Origin of the sequence: Porphyromonas asaccharolytica DSM 20707 (genome assembly GCF_000212375.1) — a bacterium.
In the GTDB taxonomy this organism is placed as follows: Bacteria; Bacteroidota; Bacteroidia; order Bacteroidales; family Porphyromonadaceae; genus Porphyromonas; species Porphyromonas asaccharolytica.
On record NC_015501.1, the window covers coordinates 266,394 to 287,307 of the forward strand.

The following is a 20,914-nucleotide window of genomic DNA, read 5'->3' on the forward strand; positions in this document are numbered from 1 at the left end:
TCTAAGGTTTATAGTAGGACAAGTTTAGTCCTCAGCCACCGCTGAGCGCTGGCTCTCGGGGATGATCTCCTCGAGCTTGACACGAAACTTCAGTGCCGAGTAAGGGTTGATCTCGCCAGAGCGTCTCTCGCCATAGCCTAGGTACCACGGGATGATGATCTCCGCCTCATCGCCTACGACCATCTGCTGGAGACCTATGCGGGCTCCCTCGACGAGCTGATTCTTAGGACCACGATTGATCGCAAACTCGGCCGAACGCTCCGACCCGTAGTTACCGTCGACCACCTTGTCCCCTACGAGCAGGCGCATCTCGTAGTGGCACTTGATGCGTGAGGTCTCGATGGGGTACTCCTTGCCTTCGCCATGGGCTAGCCACTTCATATAGACGTAGGCTGAGGAACCTTCGATGGAGGCTTTGGTATACTCCTCATTAGAGGCGTACTCATTGAAGGAACTTTCATTATTGATCCGCCACTGGGTGGAGGCATCAATAGGGTCTTCGCAAGCTGTGAGTAGGAGGAGTGAGAGCAGCGCTAGAAGGCTGGCTCTCAGGGATAGATTATATTTCATCTTCGATCTTCTTAAGTAAGGTATTGATACTGGTGCGCTCGGCGATGAGATCGTGTAGCGCAGAGATAGCGATACGCTCCTGCTGCATCGTGTCGCGATCACGTAGGGTGACCGTATTGTCTTCGAGCGTCTGGTGGTCTACGGTGATACAGTAAGGCGTACCGATAGCATCCTGACGGCGGTAGCGCTTGCCGATGCTATCCTTCTCGTCATACTGGCAGGTGAAGTCGAGATGCAGGAGACGTACCACCTCATGAGCCTTCTCATCTAGCCCGTCCTTGCGCACAAGCGGTAGGACAGCTAGCTTGACTGGTGCTAGTGCAGGCGGTAGTGAGAGGACCACACGAGTCTCTCCATTTTCTGTCTGCTCCTCCTTGTAGGAGCCACAGAGTACGGAGAGGAACATACGATCCACCCCGATACTGGTCTCCACGACGTATGGGACGTAAGACTCCTTCGTGTCGGGATCGTAGTAGCGGAGCTTCTTGCCTGAGAACTCCTCGTGGCGTGATAGGTCAAAGTCTGTACGACTATGAATCCCCTCGACCTCCTTGTAGCCAAAGGGCATGAGGTACTCAATATCGGTCGCAGCATTGGCATAGTGCGCTAGCTTGTCGTGATCGTGGTAGCGGTAGTCGCTCTGTGGGAAGCCTAGAGCGTAGTGCCAGTGCAGGCGCAGCTTCTTCCAGTACTCAAACCACTCTAGCTCAGTGCCAGGCTGGACGAAGTACTGCATCTCCATCTGCTCAAACTCACGCATACGGAAGATAAACTGACGCGCCACGATCTCATTGCGGAAAGCCTTACCGATCTGCGCGATACCGAAGGGGAGCTTCATGCGTCCCGTCTTCTGCACGTTGAGGTAGTTGACAAAGATCCCCTGCGCCGTCTCGGGACGTAGGTAAATCGTCGAAGCGCCCTCAGCCGTCGAACCAACCTCGGTAGCAAACATCAGGTTAAACTGACGCACCTCCGTCCAGTTCGTCGTACCACTGATGGGACAGACGATCTTCTCGTCGACGATGATCTGTCGTAGCTCCGTGAGGTCGTTATCGTTGAGCGCCTTAGCCATACGCTGTCGCAGAGCCTCAGCCTGATCAAGGTACCCCTTGACACGAGGATTGGTCGTGCGGTAGAGAGACTCGTCAAAGGAGTCCCCAAAGCGCTTGCGTGCCTTATCAATCTCCTTCTGCGCCTTACCCTCGATCTTAGCGATCTGATCCTCGATGAGGACGTCCGCACGATAGCGCTTCTTGGAGTCTTTATTGTCGATCAGAGGATCGTTGAAAGCATCTATATGTCCCGATGCCCGCCAGATGTCTGGGTGCATAAAGATAGACGAATCGATGCCGACCACGTTAGGGTGCAGGCGTGTCATCGCCTCCCACCAGTAGCGCTTGATGTTGTTCTTGAGCTCTACACCGTTCTGACCGTAGTCATAGACGGCGCTCAGTCCGTCGTAAATATCAGATGAGGGGAAGACAAATCCGTACTCCTTACAGTGGGATACAATCTTCTTAAAGAGGTCTTCTTGTGATGCCATAATGATTTCTTGTCCTAAGTATTATGCTTACAAAGATACGAAAAAGAGGTTAGAGCTTAGAAGTTAGCGATTAGAAGCTAGCGATTAGGGGGCCGATCACTCTGATAGCTCCGATCGTTCTGATTGTTCTAGCCAAAGGCCAACTAAACCGTTGCCGTGCCGACTGCCAAGACGCCGACAGAGACTTGAGCTAGAGGCGTGTTCGCTAGGGCATTGAGCGCAGCTGTGAGAGTAGCTCCGGTCGTGAGGACGTCGTCTAGGAGTAAGATATGGCTATCTGGGGGGATCACTTCACTACCTAGAGTGAAGCTCCCGAGCATAGCCTCTAGGCGATGCGTGCGGTCTCGGTGCGTCTGACTACCTTGAAAGCGTATACGCGCCAAAGCACGAGGCAGATAAGGGATGCCTGTGACCGAGGAGATACCCTCAGCCAGCAGGATCGCTTGATTGTAGCCTCGCTCCAGTGCACGGTCAGGCGTTAGCGGTACAGGGATGATGTAGTCTATCTGCTCCCGCTCTAGCGGTAGGAGCGTGCCCATAAGACGACCCATGTATCTAGCGAGCGGCTTATTGCCGTGATACTTTATATCGTGAACGATCAGTGCCATTGCATCGTCACGAGCATAGAGATAGGGAGCCAGGATCCGGCGAGGCATCGGGTGTGCACCACGCAAGCGGTCGAGCGCACCGATCGTACGCTCGTGATAGCGACCCAGCGAACCTTGGCAGGTGAGGCAAAGCGGTGGAGCATTCGGCGGGAGAAGCGTGTGACAGACGGGACACCAACGAGGGTAGAGAAGCTGTAGAAGCGATTCGCAAGCCGTTGCCCGCCAGCCCTGTGACGGTGGCGGAGCAATGCGTCCTGCGGTGGGCCGTTTCATTGGTTTGCGGATCATAAGAGTATGGGAGCTTTTACGCTTTACACCTCCTCTGACTCTGACTCTTCTTCCTCCTCCCGCATCGCTTGGAGCACCTCCTGCAGCGCTTCGTACACTTCGCTCGGTTGGTACCCACGCCCCACGCCGTAGCGCATCATCTTGTCAAAGAGGGCGCGAGGCGTCCGTGCAGAGGTGCGACGCAGCTTGCTCTCGAGTAGCTCAGCGAGGGAGTAGTTGGGCTCCTCCTCTTCGATGATCTCAGGTAGTACCGCATCGATGATCTCCGTTGGCACCTCCTGCATACGCAGCGCTTGACGTATCTTGCGAGGACCCTGACTCATGTCGCGATAGCGTGTGCGGGCGTAGCTCTCGGCATAGCGTTGTGGGTCGTAGTAGCGACCCTCCTCAAGGAGCGTAAGGTACTCATCGATCTCGTCCGAGGGCACCTCCCGACGCATGAGGAAAAGGCGCAGATTGCGTGGCGACCGCTCGGCGCGTGCGCAGTAGTACTTAGCTTTGTTGAGTATCTCGGTGTCCATAGTGGTTCGTTTTTACTGAAAAGTGGCTTGTACAAAGCGCTCTCGACCGGTCAAGTCTGTGAGCACCTCTGACGAAATGGCTCCTGCCCGCTCGCAAAGTGTTGCTATCTCGTGTGCCAGCTTGTGATGCGTCTCGCAGTAGAGTGTGGGTGGTGCGTGAGGCGAGCGGATCTGAGGCACGAGCGCTGCAAGAGCACGGTAGTAGCGGAGCGGATCGGCATCTGGTACGAAGAGCGCCTCCTGAGGCTCTCCCTCGAGTACGTTGGGGCGCATCGTCGCCTTGTCGCATTCGGGAATGTACGGCGGATTGCTCACCAGAAGATCTATCGGGGGGAGCGTGGCGGGGAGGCTTTTTCCTAAGCTCCAATCGAAGAGGTCACCTCGCAAGAGCTGGACAGCGACACCCGTCTGACGAACGTTTTGCGCGGCATAGTATAGCGCTTGCTCCGACTGATCCATCGCATAGAGCTGCCAGTCGGGGCGGTGACTACCTATATAAATAGGTATGCAGGCGGAGCCACACCCCACGTCGAGGAGCCGCAACGGAGCCTCCGTGGCGGCGTGACGAGTGAGGATCAGTTCGCACAGCTCGGCCGTCTCGGGGCGTGGTATGAGCACTCCCCTACCGACTGTCAGGTCAAAAGAGCCAAAGGGCGCCACCCCTAAGATATACTGTATCGGCTCATCGTGCGCCAGTCGCTCGAGCGCCTGCCGTAGCCAAACGGCTTCAGTGTCGGACAATTGTCTAACTTTGCGGTCAAGCAGATAGTTCGTCTGACTGAGCTGTGTGATATGCTGTAGGAGCATCTCGCTCATAGCCCGACGCTCCCGCGCCTCGGCATAGTAAGCAGGCAGCGCCTCCGCTATCGCAAGAGCCGCCTCACTCAGCGTCATACCAGCAACTATCATAGCCTCACTCATTGTAGCGACCTTGACTTAGATGAAACATACAGCACCCTCAACCTCCCCATCAGACCAGATCTATATGCAGCGCTGCTTGCAACTTGCAGCCTTAGCGCAGGGACGCACCAGTCCCAATCCGATGGTAGGCTCGGTAATTGTCTACAAAGATAAGATTATTGGCGAAGGTTACCACCATTACGCCGGTGCGCCCCATGCCGAAGTGATGGCTTGGCGTAGCGTCCCCGAGGAGCTGCGTAGCGTTATCGGCAAGGCGACCTGGTACGTAAGCTTGGAGCCTTGCGCTCACTACGGTAAGACACCGCCCTGTGCAGAACTCCTTGCGAAGCTGCGACCCGCACGAGTGGTCATCGCTATGCTAGATCCCTTTGCCAAAGTAGATGGACGAGGTGTGGCACGACTTCGCGAAGCAGGCATCGAAGTCTCGATCGGTTGCTTGGAGCAAGAAGCGATAGCGCTCAACCGCCACTTCCTCGTAGCGCAGACCTTAGGGCGACCCTACGTCACGCTCAAGTGGGCCGAGAGTGCCGACCACTACATCGATCGTCTGCGTCACGATGCGAGTGAGGCGCCTTATACCTTTAGTTCGCCACTCCGCCAGCGCTCGGTGCATCGTCTGCGTTCGCTCCACGATGCTATCTTAGTGGGTCATCACACGGCCGAGCTGGACGACCCGCTGCTGACCAATCGATCGGGTAGTGGCGGTCAGCCGATCCGTCTCCTCTGGTGTCATAGCCGTCTGCCTCGTCCCGAGCTACGTATGCTGCAAGATGCCTCCGCACCAACGATCCTCTTGCTCCCGCCGGCTCTCCTAGAGCAAGTAACAGATGGGCAATACCCGCCACACGTCTCCTGTCTCGCTACGACTGGCGAAGTGCGCGACCTCCTCACGCTCCTGCATAGTCAGGGCATCGAGTCGCTCCTCGTTGAGGGAGGCGCACAGGTCCAGCAGCGTTTCCTCGATGCGGGTCTCTACGACGAGATCAACGTCGAGCATGCCCCCGTCGAGCTACACGAAGGCGTCCCCGCCCCTCACTTAGAGCGGTGGTGAGCGATGCGACGCTGCAGGAGGAGACTATTGACCACGACGCAGATGGAGCTGAGTGCCATAGCAGCGGCGGCGATGGCGGGCGTTATCGTCAAGCCCCACCGTGTGAAGAGCCCCGCAGCGATCGGTATGGCGATCACGTTGTAGAGGAGCGCCCAGAGGAAGTTGAAGCGGATCGTGCGTACTGTCTGTCTTGCTATCTCAGTCGCCTCGACGAGGAGCGACAAGTCGGGCTTGGAGATGACCAGCTGCGCCATCGAGGTGGCTAGGTCGCTGCCTCCCGCGAGTGCTATGCTCACATCGGCACGTGCTAGCGCCTGACCATCGTTGACGCCATCGCCTACCATAGCTACGATCAAGCCCTGATCTTGTAGGGAGGTGAGTATTGTCTCTTTGTCTTGAGGCATGAGCTCGGCATGTAGCGTATCGATCCCTATTTGCTGAGCGATGCGCTGTGCTTCGGGCTTGCGATCGCCCGTAAGCATGAGAAGCTTTTTGCCTTGCGCCTTGAGCTGTGCGATAGTCTCGGCAGCGTGCGGTGTGAGCGTGTCCGAGAGGGCTATGATAGCGATAAGACGGGCTCCCAGAGCCACATAGACGAGCGAGCCTGTGAGGTCGCAAGGCGGTATCGACGTAGCGCCACCCTCGGCAATCCAAGAGGCACGTCCGATGCGTAGCTCTCCATCAGGCGTCGTGACGAGCAAGCCCTGTCCTGGCTGCTCGGTGACGGTCAGTTCACTGGTCGTCGCCCCCTGCGCTTCGCCATACGCGACGATTGCTTGCGCCAGTGGATGTAGACTATGCTGCTCGGCAGAGACGATGAGCGAGAGCATTGCGGCACGCTCCTCCTCAGGGATAAACCATTGCAGCTCCGTGACCGAGGGACTTCCCAGGGTAAGCGTACCGGTCTTGTCCATGAGAAAAGCATCGACACGAGGCAGCGTCTCCAGTGCCGTGGCTTCTGCAAAGAGTATGTTCCTTCGTGCCGACTCGCCCACCGCTACGGTCAGTGCCGTTGGTGTGGCTAAGCCCAAAGCACAAGGGCAGGCGATTACGAGGACGGAGATAGCGTAGCGTGCTGCTAAGTCCAGCGCCCCAGGCTCTACGACCCAGTACCATAGGGCAAAGGTGAGCGCCCCGAGGAAGAGTATAGCGGGAACGAAGTACTGCGCAATCCGATCCGCCAAGAGACGTAGTGGTGGCTTGTCCGCCAAAGTCTTGCGCACAGTTGCAACGATATGTCCCAGAGCGGTGTCAGCACCAACGCTCTCGGCACGTACCTCTATGGCGGTGGAGAGGCAGATAGTACCTGCGAAAACCTTGTCACCCTCGCCACGCTCCACGACCTCTGCCTCACCCGTGATGGTCTGCTCGTTGATATGAGTCACACTTTGCGAAGTAATCACCCCATCCACAGGGATGGCCTCGCCAGGGCGTACCCGTACGGTCATCCCAGGCTGAACCAATTGCAATGGTACACGGCGTGTCTCCTCACCGACAACGAGCGAAGCCTCACGAGGGGTCAAGTCAAGGAGCGCCCGCAAGGCACTAGCGGTCGAAGCAGTAGCCCGCTGCTCGAGCCATTTACCAATCAGTACGAAAGCGGGGATCATAACCAGCGCATCTAGGTAGAGGTGCAGGTGATGCCCCTCGGCGCCGTAGGCGAGGAGCAAGCCGATGACGGAGCAAGTGGTGCTGAGGGAGACCAATGTGTCCATACCCATGACGCCTCGTCTCAGTTGCTTCAAGGCTCTCCAGTGAAAAGGCCCCGACACATAGAGGTACGCCACCAGCGCCACTAGCGGAGCGACCCAACGCTCGCCCACACCTCCGAGCAGGTACATCCAGATCATCATACCGATGGTCAGAGCTGCTCCGATGGCTGTACGCCACGCGAGCTGACGTGCTGAGCGACGCTCCTGCTCTAGTGCTTGGCTCATCGCCTCGGTCTCATCTGTCGTGAGGATGAGCGAAAAGCCGAGCGAGGCAACCTGCTCAGCGATCTGCTCGCGCGTGATCTCCTCGGCATCGTACACTATATATAAGGAGTGGGTGTCGATCTGCGCCGTAGCTTCTAGGACGCCCGTGACACCTTGCAGTTTGTTCGTTACGGCAGCTGCACAAGCCGCGCAGTGCATGCCAACGATAGGGAGATATTCGGTAGTTTGTTTCATAGTAAGTCTAGATAAAAGTGAAGAGAGTCACTTCTCTTTCTGAGACAAAAGTACGACAAATAAACTACTACTGAGTTGCAAAACTTACGAAAAAGCAAAGACTTTGTTGTAGGATTTATAGCTCGGAAAGAATCCTTAGGGTGCTGGAAAAGTTCTGGAGGTGGCGTATGATGGTCCTACGGCGCTATATCATGACCTCCACGTGGAAAATTTCAAATCTCCACGTGGCTATTTTTTATTCTCCACGTGGGCGTGAATCATTTCCTCCGAAGTTTCATTTGATTCCTCCGAAGTTTTATTTCGCGCCTACGTGGAGATTTTTCATTTTCCACGTGGAGAATCAAAAATAGCTACGTAGGAAATGCCAAATCCATCGTCGCTGTGGCGAGGTCGCATAGTTCAATGTAATCTCCCTTGGCAGCGGTGGCGAGACCAAAGGGAAGATTGTGGTATATTTGCACTATCGATCACGGCTATGGATATACTATAAGTAGCTAGATCCACGTTATTAGAATACTTATGAGACATAGACTCCTATATATATACAGACCCATCTGCCTGCTGTTGGTCACGCTGCTTACGGCGCTGCTGGGGTTGGAGGCGCAGTCCGCAGACTATGCACCGCTCCGTGAGGGACACTGGGCGCGCCTCTCTGTGACGCGTACGGGCGTGCATAAGGTGACCTTTGCGGCGCTGCGCGAGGCGGGCATTGCGAACCCTGCCGAGGTACGTCTCTTCGGGCGTGGCGGAGCGATGCTCAGCGAGGTGCTAGAGGATAATAGTTTGCAGCTCATGCCTGTACCTATCTATGTGGCTGATGAGGCGGTTTACTTTTACGCTATGGGGATGACTGAGTGGATCCCTGAACTGTCGCAGCAGACCTTCCGCCATCAGCAAAACATCTACAGCAATAAGGGGTACTACCTAGCGACTGATCGTGCGGATCTACCAGCGCATCGCATCGAGTCTCAGGGTGCGCAGCAGGCTACGGAGACGGCTGTGCGGACGAGCTTCTTGGCGCATGAAGTGCATGAGGAGGATCGCCACTCGCTACGTGCCTCGGGGCGTAAACTTTTTGGCGAACCACTCGGCGGACAGCCACTTTCAGTCCCGCTCGCACTTCCTGCTCCGCTCACTCCTTCTGCCACGGGTCAGCTGACGGTGGCCTACGTGGGATTACCAGCGGAGGAGCAACCGCTCGAGCTGACGGTGCAACTGGGTAGCGAGACCTTCAAGGACTTTGTCCACCTAAGTGAGGGTGGTTCGTCAAGTAGAACCTATCTGGCAGGAATCTATCACGCCAAGCGCTTTGCCACAGCTCTCCCAGCGTCAAGTCAGAGCGTGGATGTACGACTACAAGTTTCGCCAGCAGGACGACCCGCCTACCTCGACTATGTATCACTGGTAGCACCCGTTGCCTTAGAGTATGGGGGGAAGGGGCAACTGACCTTTCGCAACTTCTCCACCAAACCAGGAGCTGTCGCAGAGCATCGCATCGGGATGACAGGTTCTGCCAGCGCGCTGCAGCTGTGGGGACGTACGGCCGAAGGTCAGGTGACGAGCTTGCCCGTAGCAGAGCAGGGAGGTGCCTTGACCTTTACGGGAGCGGTGACTGACGGGGCGGGGAGTCCTGTGGAGTACACGCTCTTTGCCCTTACGGATGCTTACCCTGTGGAGCAGGTGGTGGCGCTTCCTCACGGAGGGGTGCGTCTAGACACGGTGCCGGACTATCTGATGATTACGACGGAGGCTTTGCGCCCCGCTGCGGAGCGCTTGGCCACTTACCACAGAGAGCACTCGGGGCTGCGGGTGCAGGTGGTGACGCAGCAAGAGCTTTTTGATGAATACAATGGCGGTACGCCCGATGCAACGGCTTATCGCTTGATGCTGTGGGACTATAAGCAGCGCTACGAGGCGGAGCATGGTGCGGGGAGCTATCACCCGCTGCTGCTCCTAATGGGCGATGGTGCTTATGACAATCGTAAGGTGTCGCAAGACTGGAGAGCGCGGGACTTTCAGCTGACGGAGTTCTTGCTGACTTATCAAGGAGAGAACTCGACCAATGTCTACAGCTACTCGACGGATGACTACTTTGGTCTCCTCTCGGAGGGGCAGCGTGGTGTAGGTATCGGGGCGCAAACGCTCTCGGTAGGTATCGGTCGTCTGCCGGTACGGAATCTGGCTGAGGCTGAGGCAGTAGTGGATAAAATAATCCGCTACGATAGCGAGCAGGTGCCAGGCGTGTGGCGTACGCGTGCTTGCTATGTCGCGGACAATATGGATGGATACTCGCATCTCTCGGAGGCCGACGGTATCGCTCAGCTTATGGAGCGACTACAGCCTGAGCTGATGATCTCTAAAGTCTATATGGATGCCTATGCGCACAAGAATGTAGGCGGACGTACCTCAGTGCCAGAGGCGCATCGCAAACTGATGGACGAGCTTCAGAAGGGGCTACTCCTCCTAGACTATACGGGACACGGAGGTCCCGCAGCGTGGAGCGATGAGCAGATATTGACGCAGGCGGATATTGTGCGCTTTGACTATCCGCACTTGCCAGTGTGGATTACGGCGACTTGTGACTTTACCAACTACGACCACCCGCAGACCTCGGCTGGAGAGTCGGCTATGCTCAATCCAACTAGTGGGGCTATCGCACTCTACACGACTACGCGTGTAGTGATGAACTTGGCTAATGAGCGTATGAATAGAGCGCTACATGAGAGTCTCTTCACACCTCAAGAGGATGGCTTCCTGCGTCCTATGGGGATCGTGATGCGTGATGCGAAAAACGAGCTGATAAGCTCCGATACGACGAATAAGTTGAACTTCTTCCTCCTCGGTGACCCGGCTCTGCGCCTTCGTATGCCTGCCTACGAAACGGTCATCACGGAGCTAGCGGGTGTATCGCTCGACGAGCTCTCGGAGGGGGAGGCGGTGGCGCTCCACGCCATGGATAGTGTCCAGGTGCGGGGCTATGTGGCGAACAGTCAGGGGGTCGTGCAGGGTGACTTCACGGGTCGGCTCTTTGTGACGGTCTTTGACGCTAAGGCTCAGGTCAAGACGCACATTGACAATGCGCCTGACAAGGATCCTGAGAAGATTACCTCCTTTGAGGACTACCCGGGGATGCTTTACGCCGGTATCGCTGAGGTAAAAGAGGGTCGCTTTGACTTCTCTTTTGTGGTGCCTAAAGACCTCCCTTATAGCGGGGGCAATGGCAAGATCAATCTCTATGCTTACAGTGATGCAAAGGGTAGCGAGCCTTACGAAGCGATGGGCGTGAGCCATGCGATCTGTGTCAAGCCCGGAGCAGGAGAGCACAGCGTGGTCGATACGATACCGCCGGAGATACGAGAGCTCTACCTAGGTCATCCCAACTTCTCGATGGAGAACCCCATCGGCTCGACGCCACTCTTCGTTGCCACACTGGCTGACGCCTCAGGAATCAACCTTTCGGGAACGGGCGTAGGGCACAACATGACACTGGTAGTGGATGGTCGTGAGGACTTGACTTTTAACCTCAACAGCAGCTACACCGCCTCTGAGATGGAGGCGGGTGTGGGACGGGTGCTTTACCTACTGCCTGAGCTGCCCGATGGCGATCATACAGCGACTTTTACGGTGTGGGACGTGTGCAACAATGTGACGGAGCAGAGCTTTGCCTTCCGTGTGCGTGCTGGTCAAGCGCCGACGGTGGTCGAGAGTCGTGCTCGTCCTGGAGTCTTGACGGCTGATGATCCGCTGATTGTGGAGGTGTACAACAATGCGCCAGGCGTGGAGGTCGATGTGACTATCGAACTATACGACTATCGAGGTGCACTCGTTGCGCTCTCGCCACAGATGGTGGCTCGCTCTGGCTACGACACGCCGGCGCTGATACGCTGGGAGCCTAAGCTACAGACGGGTGGCACCTTGCTGCCGGGGCTTTACATCTACCGCTTGCGGATGACGCAGGGTGACTCGGTACCAGCCTACACTTCGGGCAAGATTGTGGTGCGCTAAGAGACTCTAACCAAGTAATCTGTTTCGTTATGCAGTCCGATCTCTTAGCTCTAGTCTCAGGTTCAACGCCTTTTGTGGCGGTGGTGGTGATGGCTCTCCTCGTGGCAATCAATCCGTGTCCACTGGCGACGGTGGTTTCCTCGCTGCTCTTTCTGACGGGGCGACAGACGAGTAGACGGCAGGGGTGGTGGATCGCTACGCTCTATGCACTGGGGCGTGCGCTGCTCTACTTCTTGCTCGGGTTGCTCTCGGCTTGGCTCTTGAGGACGAGCATTCAGACGCTCCAACTACAAGAGCAGATCCTGTATGGCTTGGAGCATTGGCTGGGACCGCTAATCATTCTATTGGGAGTGCTGCTATGGCTGTTCGGTCGTCACGATCATCACGACCATCACGATCATGAGGGACATCAGCACGAGGCGGAGCCGATGCATCAAGCGGAGGAGCATGATCATGAGCACAAGCAACCGCTAGAGCGGCAGGGGGCGTGGAGCTGGCGAGTTCTCTGGCTAGGCTTTAGCTCGGCTCTCTTCTTCTGTCCCGCTACGGGGTTGATCTACTTCGGTATGCTGGTGCCTATGACGGCTCAGGCGGGGGGCGCTATGGGGTTGCTCTATTTGGGACTCTTTGCGCTCCTAACGGCTAGTGTCGCTTATCCCGTCTATGGGCTGATACGTATGGGGATGAGTCGCTTAGTGCGATTCGCTGGCGATATGCAGCGGTGGCGCAAGTGGCTCAATGTAGGGGTCTCGCTCCTTTTCATTGTGATGGGCGTTGTGATCACGCTCGTTCACCTGCTGCATGGTCACGAGTCGGCGGCACTGGTCGGATCTTTGTAGAGCTTGATGAAGCAGTGCGTGGCGAGGACCACGTCGTGACGAGACTTGAGCTGGTAGATGATCTCTAGATCCTCGCGACCCCACAGGAGCTTGCTGTAAAGCGTCTCTAGACTGATGCGTGTCTGTAGAGGATCGGCTTGGTAGTGCAAGATGAGGTAGTTGATGCCTTGGCGCATAGTGCAGAAGCTTCGCTTGGACCGCAGGCTCTCACTGGGCAACTGGTAGTGCTGCAGGTCGTGCGCTAGGACGGCTAGATGAAAGGCGAGGCTATGCCCCACAATCATTTGCGTAGTCTCTAGATCTCTGAGGAATAGCTCTAATACGGCTTGGGGTGGCTCGCCATGCCCTGCGACAAACTCGGTCGTCAGCTGGTGGTAGTCGGTTGCTTCGCTGGTGATCGGCATGCCACTGAGCAGGAGATGGTCTTCGCTCCGTACGACGCGTAGCTCTTCGTCTAGGAGGAGCCACGAGAGACTCGCTAGGAGTGGGGTGTCGATAGCGGAGAGCTGTGTCTCGTCGAGCGTGTCGTGCAGGTAGCATACGGTCTCGGTGTCTACCACTAGGTAGCGGGGCGTGTCACCCTCGGGTGCTGTGCTAAGCTGCAGGAGCGGTGACTCCTCGATACTGAGCGCACAATGCGAAGCGAAGTCACGCTCTACGCCTTTGTAGACGGGATTGTGCTTGCGCAGTCGCTTACGACCGAAGGTGGTGATGCCACCAGCTAAGATCAATAGGAGCAGGAGGTCAACCCAAGTCATAGTCTAGTTGAGGTTTAGGCAGGGGCATTGGGTCGCACCCTCTTTACTTATCAAGGCTCTCCTCAATGATGCGGCGATCTCGTGCCATCGCTGGCGCAGCTTGCTCTTTAGGGATGAAGGCCCAGTTGTTGTAGCGGGGCGGTGTGAGTGGCTGGTGCGTTTTTGCCCACTCGATGAGGTGATAGCGTAGGTCATAAGGCGAAACCCAAACGACGCGCTGGCGCAACTCTTCGGGCGAAATCTTCGCTCCTTGCGTCAGATGCCCTCCGCCACCGATAGCTCGGTAAGAGTTGACCGCTACCGTGTAGACGCTGTCGGTCGAGAAGGGGCGTCCGTCAGACAGACGCTCGATGGTTACCCGCTCGCCTTGAGCTTTGCGCAGATCAACCGTGTAGTCAATACCAGCAGCTGCGCTGAAGTTGAAGGTCGGATTGACCGTCGGGAAGCGTTGCTCATCAGCTTGATCCTTCAGATAGAGCAGATGCTCTCCAGAGCTAGCATCGGGACCGCACCATAAGCCGTAAGAGTACTCTAGATAGTCCTGTATCTCTTGCCCTGAGAGGCGCAGCTTGTAGAGATAGTTCTCATAGGGATAGATGTCGAAGAAGTTTCGTACCCGTAGCGTGTCAGCAGACTGTGACAAGGAGAGACGATGCGGTGCGGAGAAGGAGATGTCTGCCTCGCTCAAGTCTAGCTGTAGCTGATGAAGCAGAGAGATATAAGCGGAGGGTCCGAAGAGCGCATCCACCCCTACTAATGGCTCGGTGAGCTGTGTGATAGGCTCAGCGATAAAGCTTCGTACCGTGTCGGCAAAGCCTGAGAAATAACTGACGAAAGCGGAGTCTACTGGTACGGAAGCCATTGAGACGATCTCTCCTTGGAGCTTTTTGTCGATCACTTTGTCACCCTGCTTGGTAATGGAGACCGTCACGTCCGCCACGTTTCTCGCATGGCTCCCAGGATTGATCAGCAAGACGGTAGAGCCGGCTGGACTCTGCACGGTCGTCTGATTAGCCTGATGATCATGTCCGTAGAGGATGAGGTCGATACCGGAGACTCTGTTTGCCAACTGCATGGCAAAGTTCTCACCTCCTTGCTCATCGCCTAGCCCCGAGTGCATCAGGACTATAAGCAGGTCGGGATGGACATGCTCTTGGATCGCAGGAATCCACACATGAGCAGTAGCGATCGGACTAGCAAAGGTCATCCCCTCATAAGAGGATTGGGGGATCCACTCTGGCACGGATGGAGTGATCAGCCCGAGAACAGCAACTTTGACCCCGTCGACCGTGTGTACGCTGTAGGGCGAGTAGTAAGGCTTGCCCTTGAGGGGACCATCGCTGTGTACGATGTTGGCGGCCAGCAGTGGTGTCGCCATATCGCGTTGCCAGCGATGGTAGACGCTCGGCGTAGCCTCTAGATCATGGTTGCCCACGACGGCTGCATCGTAGCCCAGCAGCGTCATAGCATCGGAGACGAAGTGCGTGCGCACGGTGTCGACAAAGTTGGAGTAGTAGACCGCCGCATTACCTTGTAGCACATCACCTCCGTCGAAGAGCAATGTACTCGTCGGGAACTCTTTCCTCACTTGAGTCACATAGGTAGAGACACGCGCCAGTCCGCTAGGCGTACAGCTGTCCTGGACAAAGTCGTAGCCCAGTATGTTGCCGTGTACATCGGTTGTGTGTAGGATACGAATTGTGTGAGTCTCTCGCTCTGCCTTTTTGCAACTAGCAAAGCTCCCCAGCAAGAGGAGCGCAGCGAGACAATAAAGTAGGGTACGATGCTGAAATTGGTTCATAGCGTGAGGGGCTTTCTTAGGACTACTTGTCTGAGAGGTAAGGGTTGTACTGGTAGATGCTGCGAATGAGGCGCACGACACGCAGGGCATCCTCTATCTCCACCGCCTGAGCGGTCGGATCTCCCAGCAGAGCGCGTGCCGTGTGGTCGATAACGAAGTGATGGTTTTGCGCCGAGCCACTGTAGGCTCCGTAGGCGTTGCCTGGCTCGCTCTCGCCTAGGTCGGGGCGGTCGTAGCCGTCTATGACGCAGTGCGTTAGCTTGTTCATAAAGGGACCATCGAGGACGATGCACCCACGCTCGCCTAGCACGGTGAGGCGCACCCCGCAGTTGGTCCCGTAGACCGCTGTCGAGTAGGTCAGCAGTCCCGTCGTATCTTGCGGGAAGGTGAGCTGCACCACGCCCGAGTCCTCAAAGTCTACCATCGTCTGGTGATTGTAATTGTAGAAGCTCCCGCCCTGCACCTCTGGCATGCCGAAGCACCAGATCAGTAGATCGAGGAAGTGTGAGTACTGCGTGAAGAGCGTCCCGCCATCTAGCTTGAGGTCGCCATGCCAGCGACGAGGTAGGTAGTAACGCTCGTCACGATTCCAGAGACACTGCAGCTCGATCTGGTAAAGCTTGCCGAGACGCTTCTTTTCGATCACCTGGTGGAGCCACGCCGAAACGGGCGTGAAGCGGTTTTGCAAGACACTATATAGGTGACAGCCGTGAGCCTTCGCTAGGGCGATCAACTCCTCGCCCTCGTCGGGGTGTAGCACAGCGGGCTTCTCGATGAGGAGCGACTTGCCCGCCTTGATCAGCTCTAGAGCAATCGGGTAGTGCAGTCCGTTGGGAACGCAGATCGATGCCACATCGAAGGTGTCTCCCCCACGCTCTAGGAGCTCCTCAACGCTTGGATAAAAGGGAACCTCGGCAAACTGCGCAGCGCCACACTCCGAAGCGCGGAGCACGTCGACCATTCCGGCCAACTGCGTCTGCGGATGCTTCGAGATATGCTCCATGTGTCGGCGGCCAATGTGTCCACACCCCACGACTACCCAGCGAAGGGGGCTATGGAGTGGCGTAGGCGATGAGGTCGCTAGGTCGTTGTGCTTTGCTGTCATAGTGAGGGGAAGAAAGGCTTTTATAGTAGAAATTGTCTGATCCGCTCGCAGATCTCGCTAATCTGCTCGGAGGTAGTCGTTGGGGCTATCGGCAGCGAGAGCATCGTCTGCTGGAGCTCCTCCGCTACGGGGCAGGAAGCCTCAGACGAGCCGTCACTGTAAGCCGCTATCTGGTGAAGCATCTTCGGGTAGTAGACTCGAGCATCGATACCCGCAGTGCGTAGTTCGTTGAGTAGTCCGTCTCGCTTGTCAGAGGGTACGCAGATTGTGTAGAGGTAGAGCGCTTCGGGCTGGTCCCCACTACGCCACGGACGTCTCACCATCGGGAGGTCGGCCAGCAATTCGTCGTAGAGGTCGGCCAGTGCGCTACGTCGTCGGTTTGCCTCGTTCAGGTGACCTAGCTTAACTCGTAGCACGGCTGCTTGGAGCGCATCGAGACGACTGTTGTAGCCACACCGCTCGTACTGGTAGCGTGTGCGCTGACCGTGGTTGGCCAGTTGGCGCAAACGCTCCGCCAGCTGCTGGTCATGCGGTACGAAAGCTGCGCCCCCATCGCCCATACAGCCTAGCGGCTTGGTCGGAAAGAAGCTCGTCGTGCCGATCGTACCTCGTGTGCCTAGCGGTACAGAACTCCACAGGCACCCCGAAGCCATCTCGCCTAAGCCACCCATCCCCTGTGCATTGTCCTCAATCCACGGAATCTGATGTTGCTCGCAGAAGTCCGCTAGCTCTACCGCTGGGCAGGGCATACCGTACATATTGACCGCTATGAGTGCCACCGTACGAGGGGTGAGAAGCGACTCCAGATAGTCTGGCGAACCATTCATCTGAAAGGAGACACGCCCCTTGCTGCTCGGCGAGGGCATCACGTCAGCCCAAACAGGTCGGAGTCCTAGATGACAGACCGCCTCGGCAGCCGCCACATAGTTGTGCGTGGCGACGATTACCTCGCCACCCCGGGGCAGCTCTAGTGCAGCCAGAGCCAGCAAGAGCGCATCGCTCCCGTTGCCACAGCTGATGACACTCCACGGTTCTAGCTCTAGATAATTCGCCAGCTCCGCCTCAAAGGCACGCACCTCCTCACCGCCAATGTAGCCGCCCGAGGCGACAACCCTCCCGATGCTCCTATCGAGCTCAGCTTGGTAGTAGAGATGTTCTTCGGGTAGGTTGACTAGAGGGATGCGCATGTCGCTGTGGGGCTAGACCAGTTTGCTACCGGGAGCTATCGTGTCAGGCAGTGTGACCACCTGCAGCTGTCCCGTCTTGTAGTCCTCGACTGAGAGGATCATACCTTGCGACTCGACGCCACGTATCTTGCGCACAGGAAGGTTCGCAACGAAAGCAACGGTCTTGCCGACCAGCTCCTCTGGCTTGTAGTACTGAGCGATGCCCGAGACGATCGTTCGCCCGCCCATGCCATCATCGATGGAGAAGCGCAGGAGCTTGTCCGCCTTAGGTACCTTCTCGCAAGCTAGGATACGTCCCGCACGCATATCGCTCTTTGTAAATGTATCAAACGGCACATCTTCCAGTAGAGCCTCAGGATGACGATTCTGCTCCTCGTTGAGCTTCTTGATCGCAGCGAGCTTGTCGAGCTGCGCCTGGATCACCTCGTCCTCAATCTTCTCAAAGAGCAGCTCGGGCTTGCCCAACTGATGTCCCTCGGGAAGTAGGTCTGTAGCGCCAAAGCGAGAGAAAGCAAAGCCCCCCTCCTCAACTTGTAGCATAGCGAGGAGTCGACGTGTGGAGAAGGGGGTAAAGGGCGCAAAAGCAATCGACAGATTGCCCACCAGCTGCAAAGCTAAGTGCAGAATCGTAGCAACACGGTCGGGATCGCTCTTGATAACCTTCCAGGGCTCTGTGTCCGCAAGGTACTTATTGCCGATGCGCGCCAGCTGCATAGCGGTCTTGAGCGCCTCTCTAAAGTGGAAGTGCTCTAGCTGATCATCTAGCGCTGCTGGTATGGCAGCCACCTCTCGAAGCATCTCCTCATCGATCTCCGTGAGACTACCCAGCGGAGGCACCTTGCCGTCGAAATACTTGTGCGTCAGCACCAAGGCGCGGTTCACGAAGTTGCCGTAGATAGCGACCAACTCATTATTATTACGTGCTTGGTAGTCACGCCATGTGAAGTCATTGTCCTTGGTCTCAGGCGCATTGGCCGTCAAGACATAGCGCAGTACGTCCTCCTTGCCAGGCATCTCGTCGAGATACTCATGAAGCCAGATCGCCCAGTTGCGACTGGTCGAGATCTTGTCGCCCTCGAGATTGAGGAACTCGTTGGCGGGTACGTTGTCTGGCAGGTTAAACGACCCCTCAGCCTTTAGCATAGCGGGGAAGATGATGCAGTGGAAGACGATGTTGTCCTTGCCGATGAAGTGGATCAGGCGGGTCTCGGGGTCGCACCACCAGGTGCGCCAGCTGTCGGGGAGGAGCTCCTTCGTATTAGATATGTAGCCGATAGGCGCGTCAAACCAGACGTAGAGCACCTTGCCCTCAGCACCTTGGAGCGGTACGGGGATACCCCAGTCTAGGTCACGCGTCACGGCACGTGGCTGTAGTCCTAGGTCCAGCCAGCTCTTGCACTGACCGTAGACGTTGGGCTTCCACTCCTTGTGCCCCTCAAGGATCCACTCGCGGAGGAAGCTCTCGTAGTCGCCCAGCGGCAGGTACCAGTGCTTCGTCTCGCGTAGCTCAGGCTTAGCTCCTGAGATAGCGCTATGAGGATCGATCAGATCGGTCGCCGAGAGGGAGGTGCCGCACGCCTCGCATTGGTCGCCATAGGCGCGCTCGTTGTGGCAGTGCGGACAGGTGCCCGTGATATAGCGGTCTGCGAGAAATTGCTTAGCCTCGGGATCGTAGTACTGCTCCGAGGTCTGCTCGATCAGCTTGCCCGACTCGTAGAGCTTGGTAAAGAATGCGGTCGCCGTCTTCTCGTGTGTCTCGGAGGTGGTGCGCGAATAGATGTCGAAGTCGATGCCTAGGCGAGCGAACGACTCCTTGATCAAAGCGTGGTAGCGATCTACCACCTCTTGGGGGGAGACGCCCTCCGCTTTTGCCTTGATAGCGATAGGTACGCCGTGCTCATCGCTACCGCCGATGAAGAGGACCTCGTCGCCCTTCATGCGCTTGTAGCGAACGTATATGTCGGCAGGAACATAGACTCCTGCGAGGTGTCCGATATGTACAGGCCCATTGGCATAAGGTAGGGCCGTAGTGACTAAAGTGCGTTTGAATTGTTGCGTACTCATAAAGTTCTTATGATGATTAACGGCTTAGCGCCGATGACTACCGCAAAGGTAGCAAAAATGAGACTGCAACAAAGGATTACTCGTAAGATTTGGGAATTGATGATCTATTATTTCCAATAGATTTCTTACCTTTGGAGGCGGTACTATCTATCAATTTAAACAAACTCTCTAATGAAAGCAACTTATCTATATCTTTCTCTAGCTCTTATGACGCTAGCACTACTGACCTCTTGTGGTCCTGATGCGAACAAGCCGACCCCCGAGGTGACGGCACTCACGCTCAGTGCTACAACAGCCCAACTGTCAGTTGGCGAGACCCTACAGCTCACCGCCAGCGTCACCCCAGCAGATGCTAAGGTAACCTTCACGACCGACAACGCAGCCGTCGCTACCGTCTGTGAGAAGGGGATCGTCAAGGCAATCGCACCTGGTACAGCTACTATCACAGCTAAGGCTGGCGACAAGACTGCGACCTGCACCATCACGGTCGAAGAGAAAAAAGTCGAAGAGAAAAACGTATCTCTCTTTAACAAGCTCGATGGCAAGAAGTACCCCTCAGGGAGCACCATCGACTATGCCGCCTCTGTTTCTAAGGAAGATGCAAGCTTTTATGCGTTAGATCTCTTCTTTAGCGTACTCAAGACAGCTAAGTACAAGGTTACCTTAACTTTTGATAAAGCTACATCAGGATCTGCCTGCATAGGGACCCAGTGCGAGAACTTCTCTGGTAAGTCTTACACCACCGACGCAACCTTAGTCGCTGACGACCTAGAGTCTGATCTCAAGGGTAAGGGTGATATGACCTCTCTAGGAACTCACCTCGATCTCTCCACACCGGCTGGTGAGACCTACAAGAACCGTATGACCATCCAGCTCAAGCCTGAGGATGGTAGCGAGACACTCCAGTGGACTGTCAACTTAGCTATAGCCGTCAAGTAACACACAACAGACACAGATATGAAGCACTTACTAACTATCCTACTATCTCTCATAGTAGTCACCGTAGCTCAAGCGCAGCTACCTCAAGTCGAGCTCAAAGATCTACAAAACAATGTGGTCAACACGAGCGAACTAAGTAACGATGGTAAGCCCTTTATCATCTCATTCTTTGCCACTTGGTGCAAGCCCTGTCTGCGTGAGCTCAAGGCGATACACGAGGAGTATGTCGACTGGCAGGAGGAGACAGGGGTCAAGCTCATCGCTGTCTCTATCGATGAGGGTCAAAACGCAGATCGCGTCAAGCCTCTAGTCGATGCCCTGGGCTTTGAGTACGAGGTACTGCTAGATCCCAATGGAGACTTCAAGCGGGCTATGAATGTCAATATGGTTCCTCACGTCTTCGTCATCGACGGCAAGGGACGCATCGCTTATGCACATAGTGGCTACACCGAGGGCGGTGAGCAGGAGCTCATTGCCAAGGTACGTGAGCTACTACAAACCACTGAAGAGTAACTAACCTCAAGAGTAATAACAAAGAGGAGA

16 protein-coding genes are annotated in these 20,914 nt (G+C 56.1%); 5 read left to right on the forward strand and 11 right to left on the reverse strand.

The window, feature by feature from the left end; translation table 11 throughout:
* Window positions 1–24: 24 nt before the first annotated feature.
* From PORAS_RS01100 to PORAS_RS01120, 5 genes are all read right to left on the reverse strand, one after another.
* Window positions 25–570 (reverse strand): FKBP-type peptidyl-prolyl cis-trans isomerase, encoded by a 546-nt coding sequence (locus tag PORAS_RS01100; RefSeq protein WP_004330510.1) that lies wholly within the window; start codon window positions 568–570, stop codon window positions 25–27.
* Window positions 560–2,113 carry a glycine--tRNA ligase gene (locus PORAS_RS01105; protein ID WP_013759858.1) on the reverse strand — a complete coding sequence of 518 codons (1,554 nt, stop codon included), beginning with the start codon at window positions 2,111–2,113 and terminating at the stop codon, window positions 560–562. The genes PORAS_RS01100 and PORAS_RS01105 overlap by 11 nt, the downstream gene beginning before the upstream one ends.
* A 143-nt stretch (window positions 2,114–2,256) precedes the next feature.
* Entirely contained in the window at window positions 2,257–2,994 is a 738-nt protein-coding gene (locus PORAS_RS01110; RefSeq protein WP_013759859.1) for a ComF family protein, read from the reverse strand.
* Window positions 2,995–3,032: 38 nt separating this feature from the next.
* Window positions 3,033–3,530, reverse strand: coding sequence for a regulatory protein RecX (locus PORAS_RS01115; protein WP_013759860.1), 498 nt, complete (start codon window positions 3,528–3,530; stop codon window positions 3,033–3,035).
* A 12-nt stretch (window positions 3,531–3,542) separates the two neighbouring features.
* Window positions 3,543–4,451: a N5-glutamine methyltransferase family protein gene (locus PORAS_RS01120; RefSeq protein WP_013759861.1), complete on the reverse strand. Its 909-nt coding sequence runs from the start codon at window positions 4,449–4,451 to the stop codon at window positions 3,543–3,545.
* A 19-nt stretch (window positions 4,452–4,470) separates the two neighbouring features.
* On the opposite strand from PORAS_RS01120, the gene ribD reads away from it, so the two are divergent.
* The gene (gene ribD, locus PORAS_RS01125; protein WP_013759862.1) at window positions 4,471–5,502 is read left to right on the forward strand and encodes a bifunctional diaminohydroxyphosphoribosylaminopyrimidine deaminase/5-amino-6-(5-phosphoribosylamino)uracil reductase RibD; all 1,032 of its coding nucleotides are present in this window, start codon (window positions 4,471–4,473) and stop codon (window positions 5,500–5,502) included.
* Here the strand turns inward: ribD and PORAS_RS01130 are convergent.
* Window positions 5,484–7,673, reverse strand: coding sequence for a heavy metal translocating P-type ATPase (locus PORAS_RS01130; protein ID WP_013759863.1), 2,190 nt, complete (start codon window positions 7,671–7,673; stop codon window positions 5,484–5,486). The genes ribD and PORAS_RS01130 overlap by 19 nt on opposite strands.
* 519 nt (window positions 7,674–8,192) lie before the next feature.
* Between PORAS_RS01130 and porU the strand changes: the two genes are divergently transcribed.
* Together porU and PORAS_RS01140 are read left to right on the forward strand one after the other, a co-directional pair.
* Entirely contained in the window at window positions 8,193–11,678 is a 3,486-nt protein-coding gene (gene porU / locus PORAS_RS01135; RefSeq protein WP_013759865.1) for a type IX secretion system sortase PorU, read from the forward strand.
* 29 nt (window positions 11,679–11,707) lie between these two features.
* Window positions 11,708–12,517: an urease accessory protein UreH domain-containing protein gene (locus tag PORAS_RS01140; RefSeq protein WP_013759866.1), complete on the forward strand. Its 810-nt coding sequence runs from the start codon at window positions 11,708–11,710 to the stop codon at window positions 12,515–12,517.
* Here the strand turns inward: PORAS_RS01140 and PORAS_RS01145 are convergent.
* From PORAS_RS01145 to metG, 5 genes are read right to left on the reverse strand one after another with little or no spacing between them, the layout of a single operon-like run.
* Window positions 12,484–13,275: a 3'-5' exonuclease gene (locus tag PORAS_RS01145; protein ID WP_013759867.1), complete on the reverse strand. Its 792-nt coding sequence runs from the start codon at window positions 13,273–13,275 to the stop codon at window positions 12,484–12,486. The two genes, PORAS_RS01140 and PORAS_RS01145, sit on opposite strands and share 34 nt — an antisense overlap.
* Window positions 13,276–13,318: 43 nt before the next feature.
* A complete protein-coding gene (locus tag PORAS_RS01150; RefSeq protein WP_013759868.1) occupies window positions 13,319–15,076 on the reverse strand; it encodes a bifunctional metallophosphatase/5'-nucleotidase in 1,758 nt (585 codons plus the stop codon).
* 22 nt (window positions 15,077–15,098) lie between these two features.
* Entirely contained in the window at window positions 15,099–16,181 is a 1,083-nt protein-coding gene (locus PORAS_RS01155) for a Gfo/Idh/MocA family protein (RefSeq protein ID WP_013759869.1), read from the reverse strand.
* Between the two features lie 20 nt (window positions 16,182–16,201).
* Entirely contained in the window at window positions 16,202–17,368 is a 1,167-nt protein-coding gene (locus PORAS_RS01160) for a DegT/DnrJ/EryC1/StrS family aminotransferase (RefSeq protein ID WP_013759870.1), read from the reverse strand.
* Window positions 17,369–17,380: 12 nt separating this feature from the next.
* Window positions 17,381–19,432, reverse strand: coding sequence for a methionine--tRNA ligase (gene metG / locus PORAS_RS01165; RefSeq protein WP_013759871.1), 2,052 nt, complete (start codon window positions 19,430–19,432; stop codon window positions 17,381–17,383).
* Window positions 19,433–19,639: 207 nt separating this feature from the next.
* On the opposite strand from metG, the gene PORAS_RS01170 reads away from it, so the two are divergent.
* Window positions 19,640–20,371, forward strand: a complete 732-nt coding sequence (locus PORAS_RS01170) for an Ig-like domain-containing protein (RefSeq protein WP_013759872.1) — start codon at window positions 19,640–19,642, stop codon at window positions 20,369–20,371.
* Window positions 20,372–20,389: 18 nt separating this feature from the next.
* The gene (locus tag PORAS_RS01175; RefSeq protein ID WP_004330511.1) at window positions 20,390–20,884 is read left to right on the forward strand and encodes a TlpA family protein disulfide reductase; all 495 of its coding nucleotides are present in this window, start codon (window positions 20,390–20,392) and stop codon (window positions 20,882–20,884) included.
* Window positions 20,885–20,914: the final 30 nt, after the last annotated feature.

Bases quoted from the DNA above. Each gene is read 5' to 3' on its own strand.
- PORAS_RS01175 (WP_004330511.1), top strand. From the start codon at position 20,390: ATGAAGCACTTACTAACTATCCTACTATCTCTCATAGTAGTCACCGTA.
- PORAS_RS01130 (WP_013759863.1), bottom strand. From the start codon at position 7,673: ATGAAACAAACTACCGAATATCTCCCTATCGTTGGCATGCACTGCGCG.
- PORAS_RS01120 (WP_013759861.1), bottom strand. From the start codon at position 4,451: ATGAGTGAGGCTATGATAGTTGCTGGTATGACGCTGAGTGAGGCGGCT.
- PORAS_RS01155 (WP_013759869.1), bottom strand. From the start codon at position 16,181: ATGACAGCAAAGCACAACGACCTAGCGACCTCATCGCCTACGCCACTC.
- PORAS_RS01145 (WP_013759867.1), bottom strand. From the start codon at position 13,275: ATGACTTGGGTTGACCTCCTGCTCCTATTGATCTTAGCTGGTGGCATC.
- PORAS_RS01140 (WP_013759866.1), top strand. From the start codon at position 11,708: ATGCAGTCCGATCTCTTAGCTCTAGTCTCAGGTTCAACGCCTTTTGTG.
- metG (WP_013759871.1), bottom strand. From the start codon at position 19,432: ATGAGTACGCAACAATTCAAACGCACTTTAGTCACTACGGCCCTACCT.
- PORAS_RS01150 (WP_013759868.1), bottom strand. From the start codon at position 15,076: ATGAACCAATTTCAGCATCGTACCCTACTTTATTGTCTCGCTGCGCTC.
- PORAS_RS01115 (WP_013759860.1), bottom strand. From the start codon at position 3,530: ATGGACACCGAGATACTCAACAAAGCTAAGTACTACTGCGCACGCGCC.
- PORAS_RS01100 (WP_004330510.1), bottom strand. From the start codon at position 570: ATGAAATATAATCTATCCCTGAGAGCCAGCCTTCTAGCGCTGCTCTCA.
- PORAS_RS01160 (WP_013759870.1), bottom strand. From the start codon at position 17,368: ATGCGCATCCCTCTAGTCAACCTACCCGAAGAACATCTCTACTACCAA.
- porU (WP_013759865.1), top strand. From the start codon at position 8,193: ATGAGACATAGACTCCTATATATATACAGACCCATCTGCCTGCTGTTG.
- PORAS_RS01110 (WP_013759859.1), bottom strand. From the start codon at position 2,994: ATGAAACGGCCCACCGCAGGACGCATTGCTCCGCCACCGTCACAGGGC.
- ribD (WP_013759862.1), top strand. From the start codon at position 4,471: ATGAAACATACAGCACCCTCAACCTCCCCATCAGACCAGATCTATATG.
- PORAS_RS01170 (WP_013759872.1), top strand. From the start codon at position 19,640: ATGACGCTAGCACTACTGACCTCTTGTGGTCCTGATGCGAACAAGCCG.
- PORAS_RS01105 (WP_013759858.1), bottom strand. From the start codon at position 2,113: ATGGCATCACAAGAAGACCTCTTTAAGAAGATTGTATCCCACTGTAAG.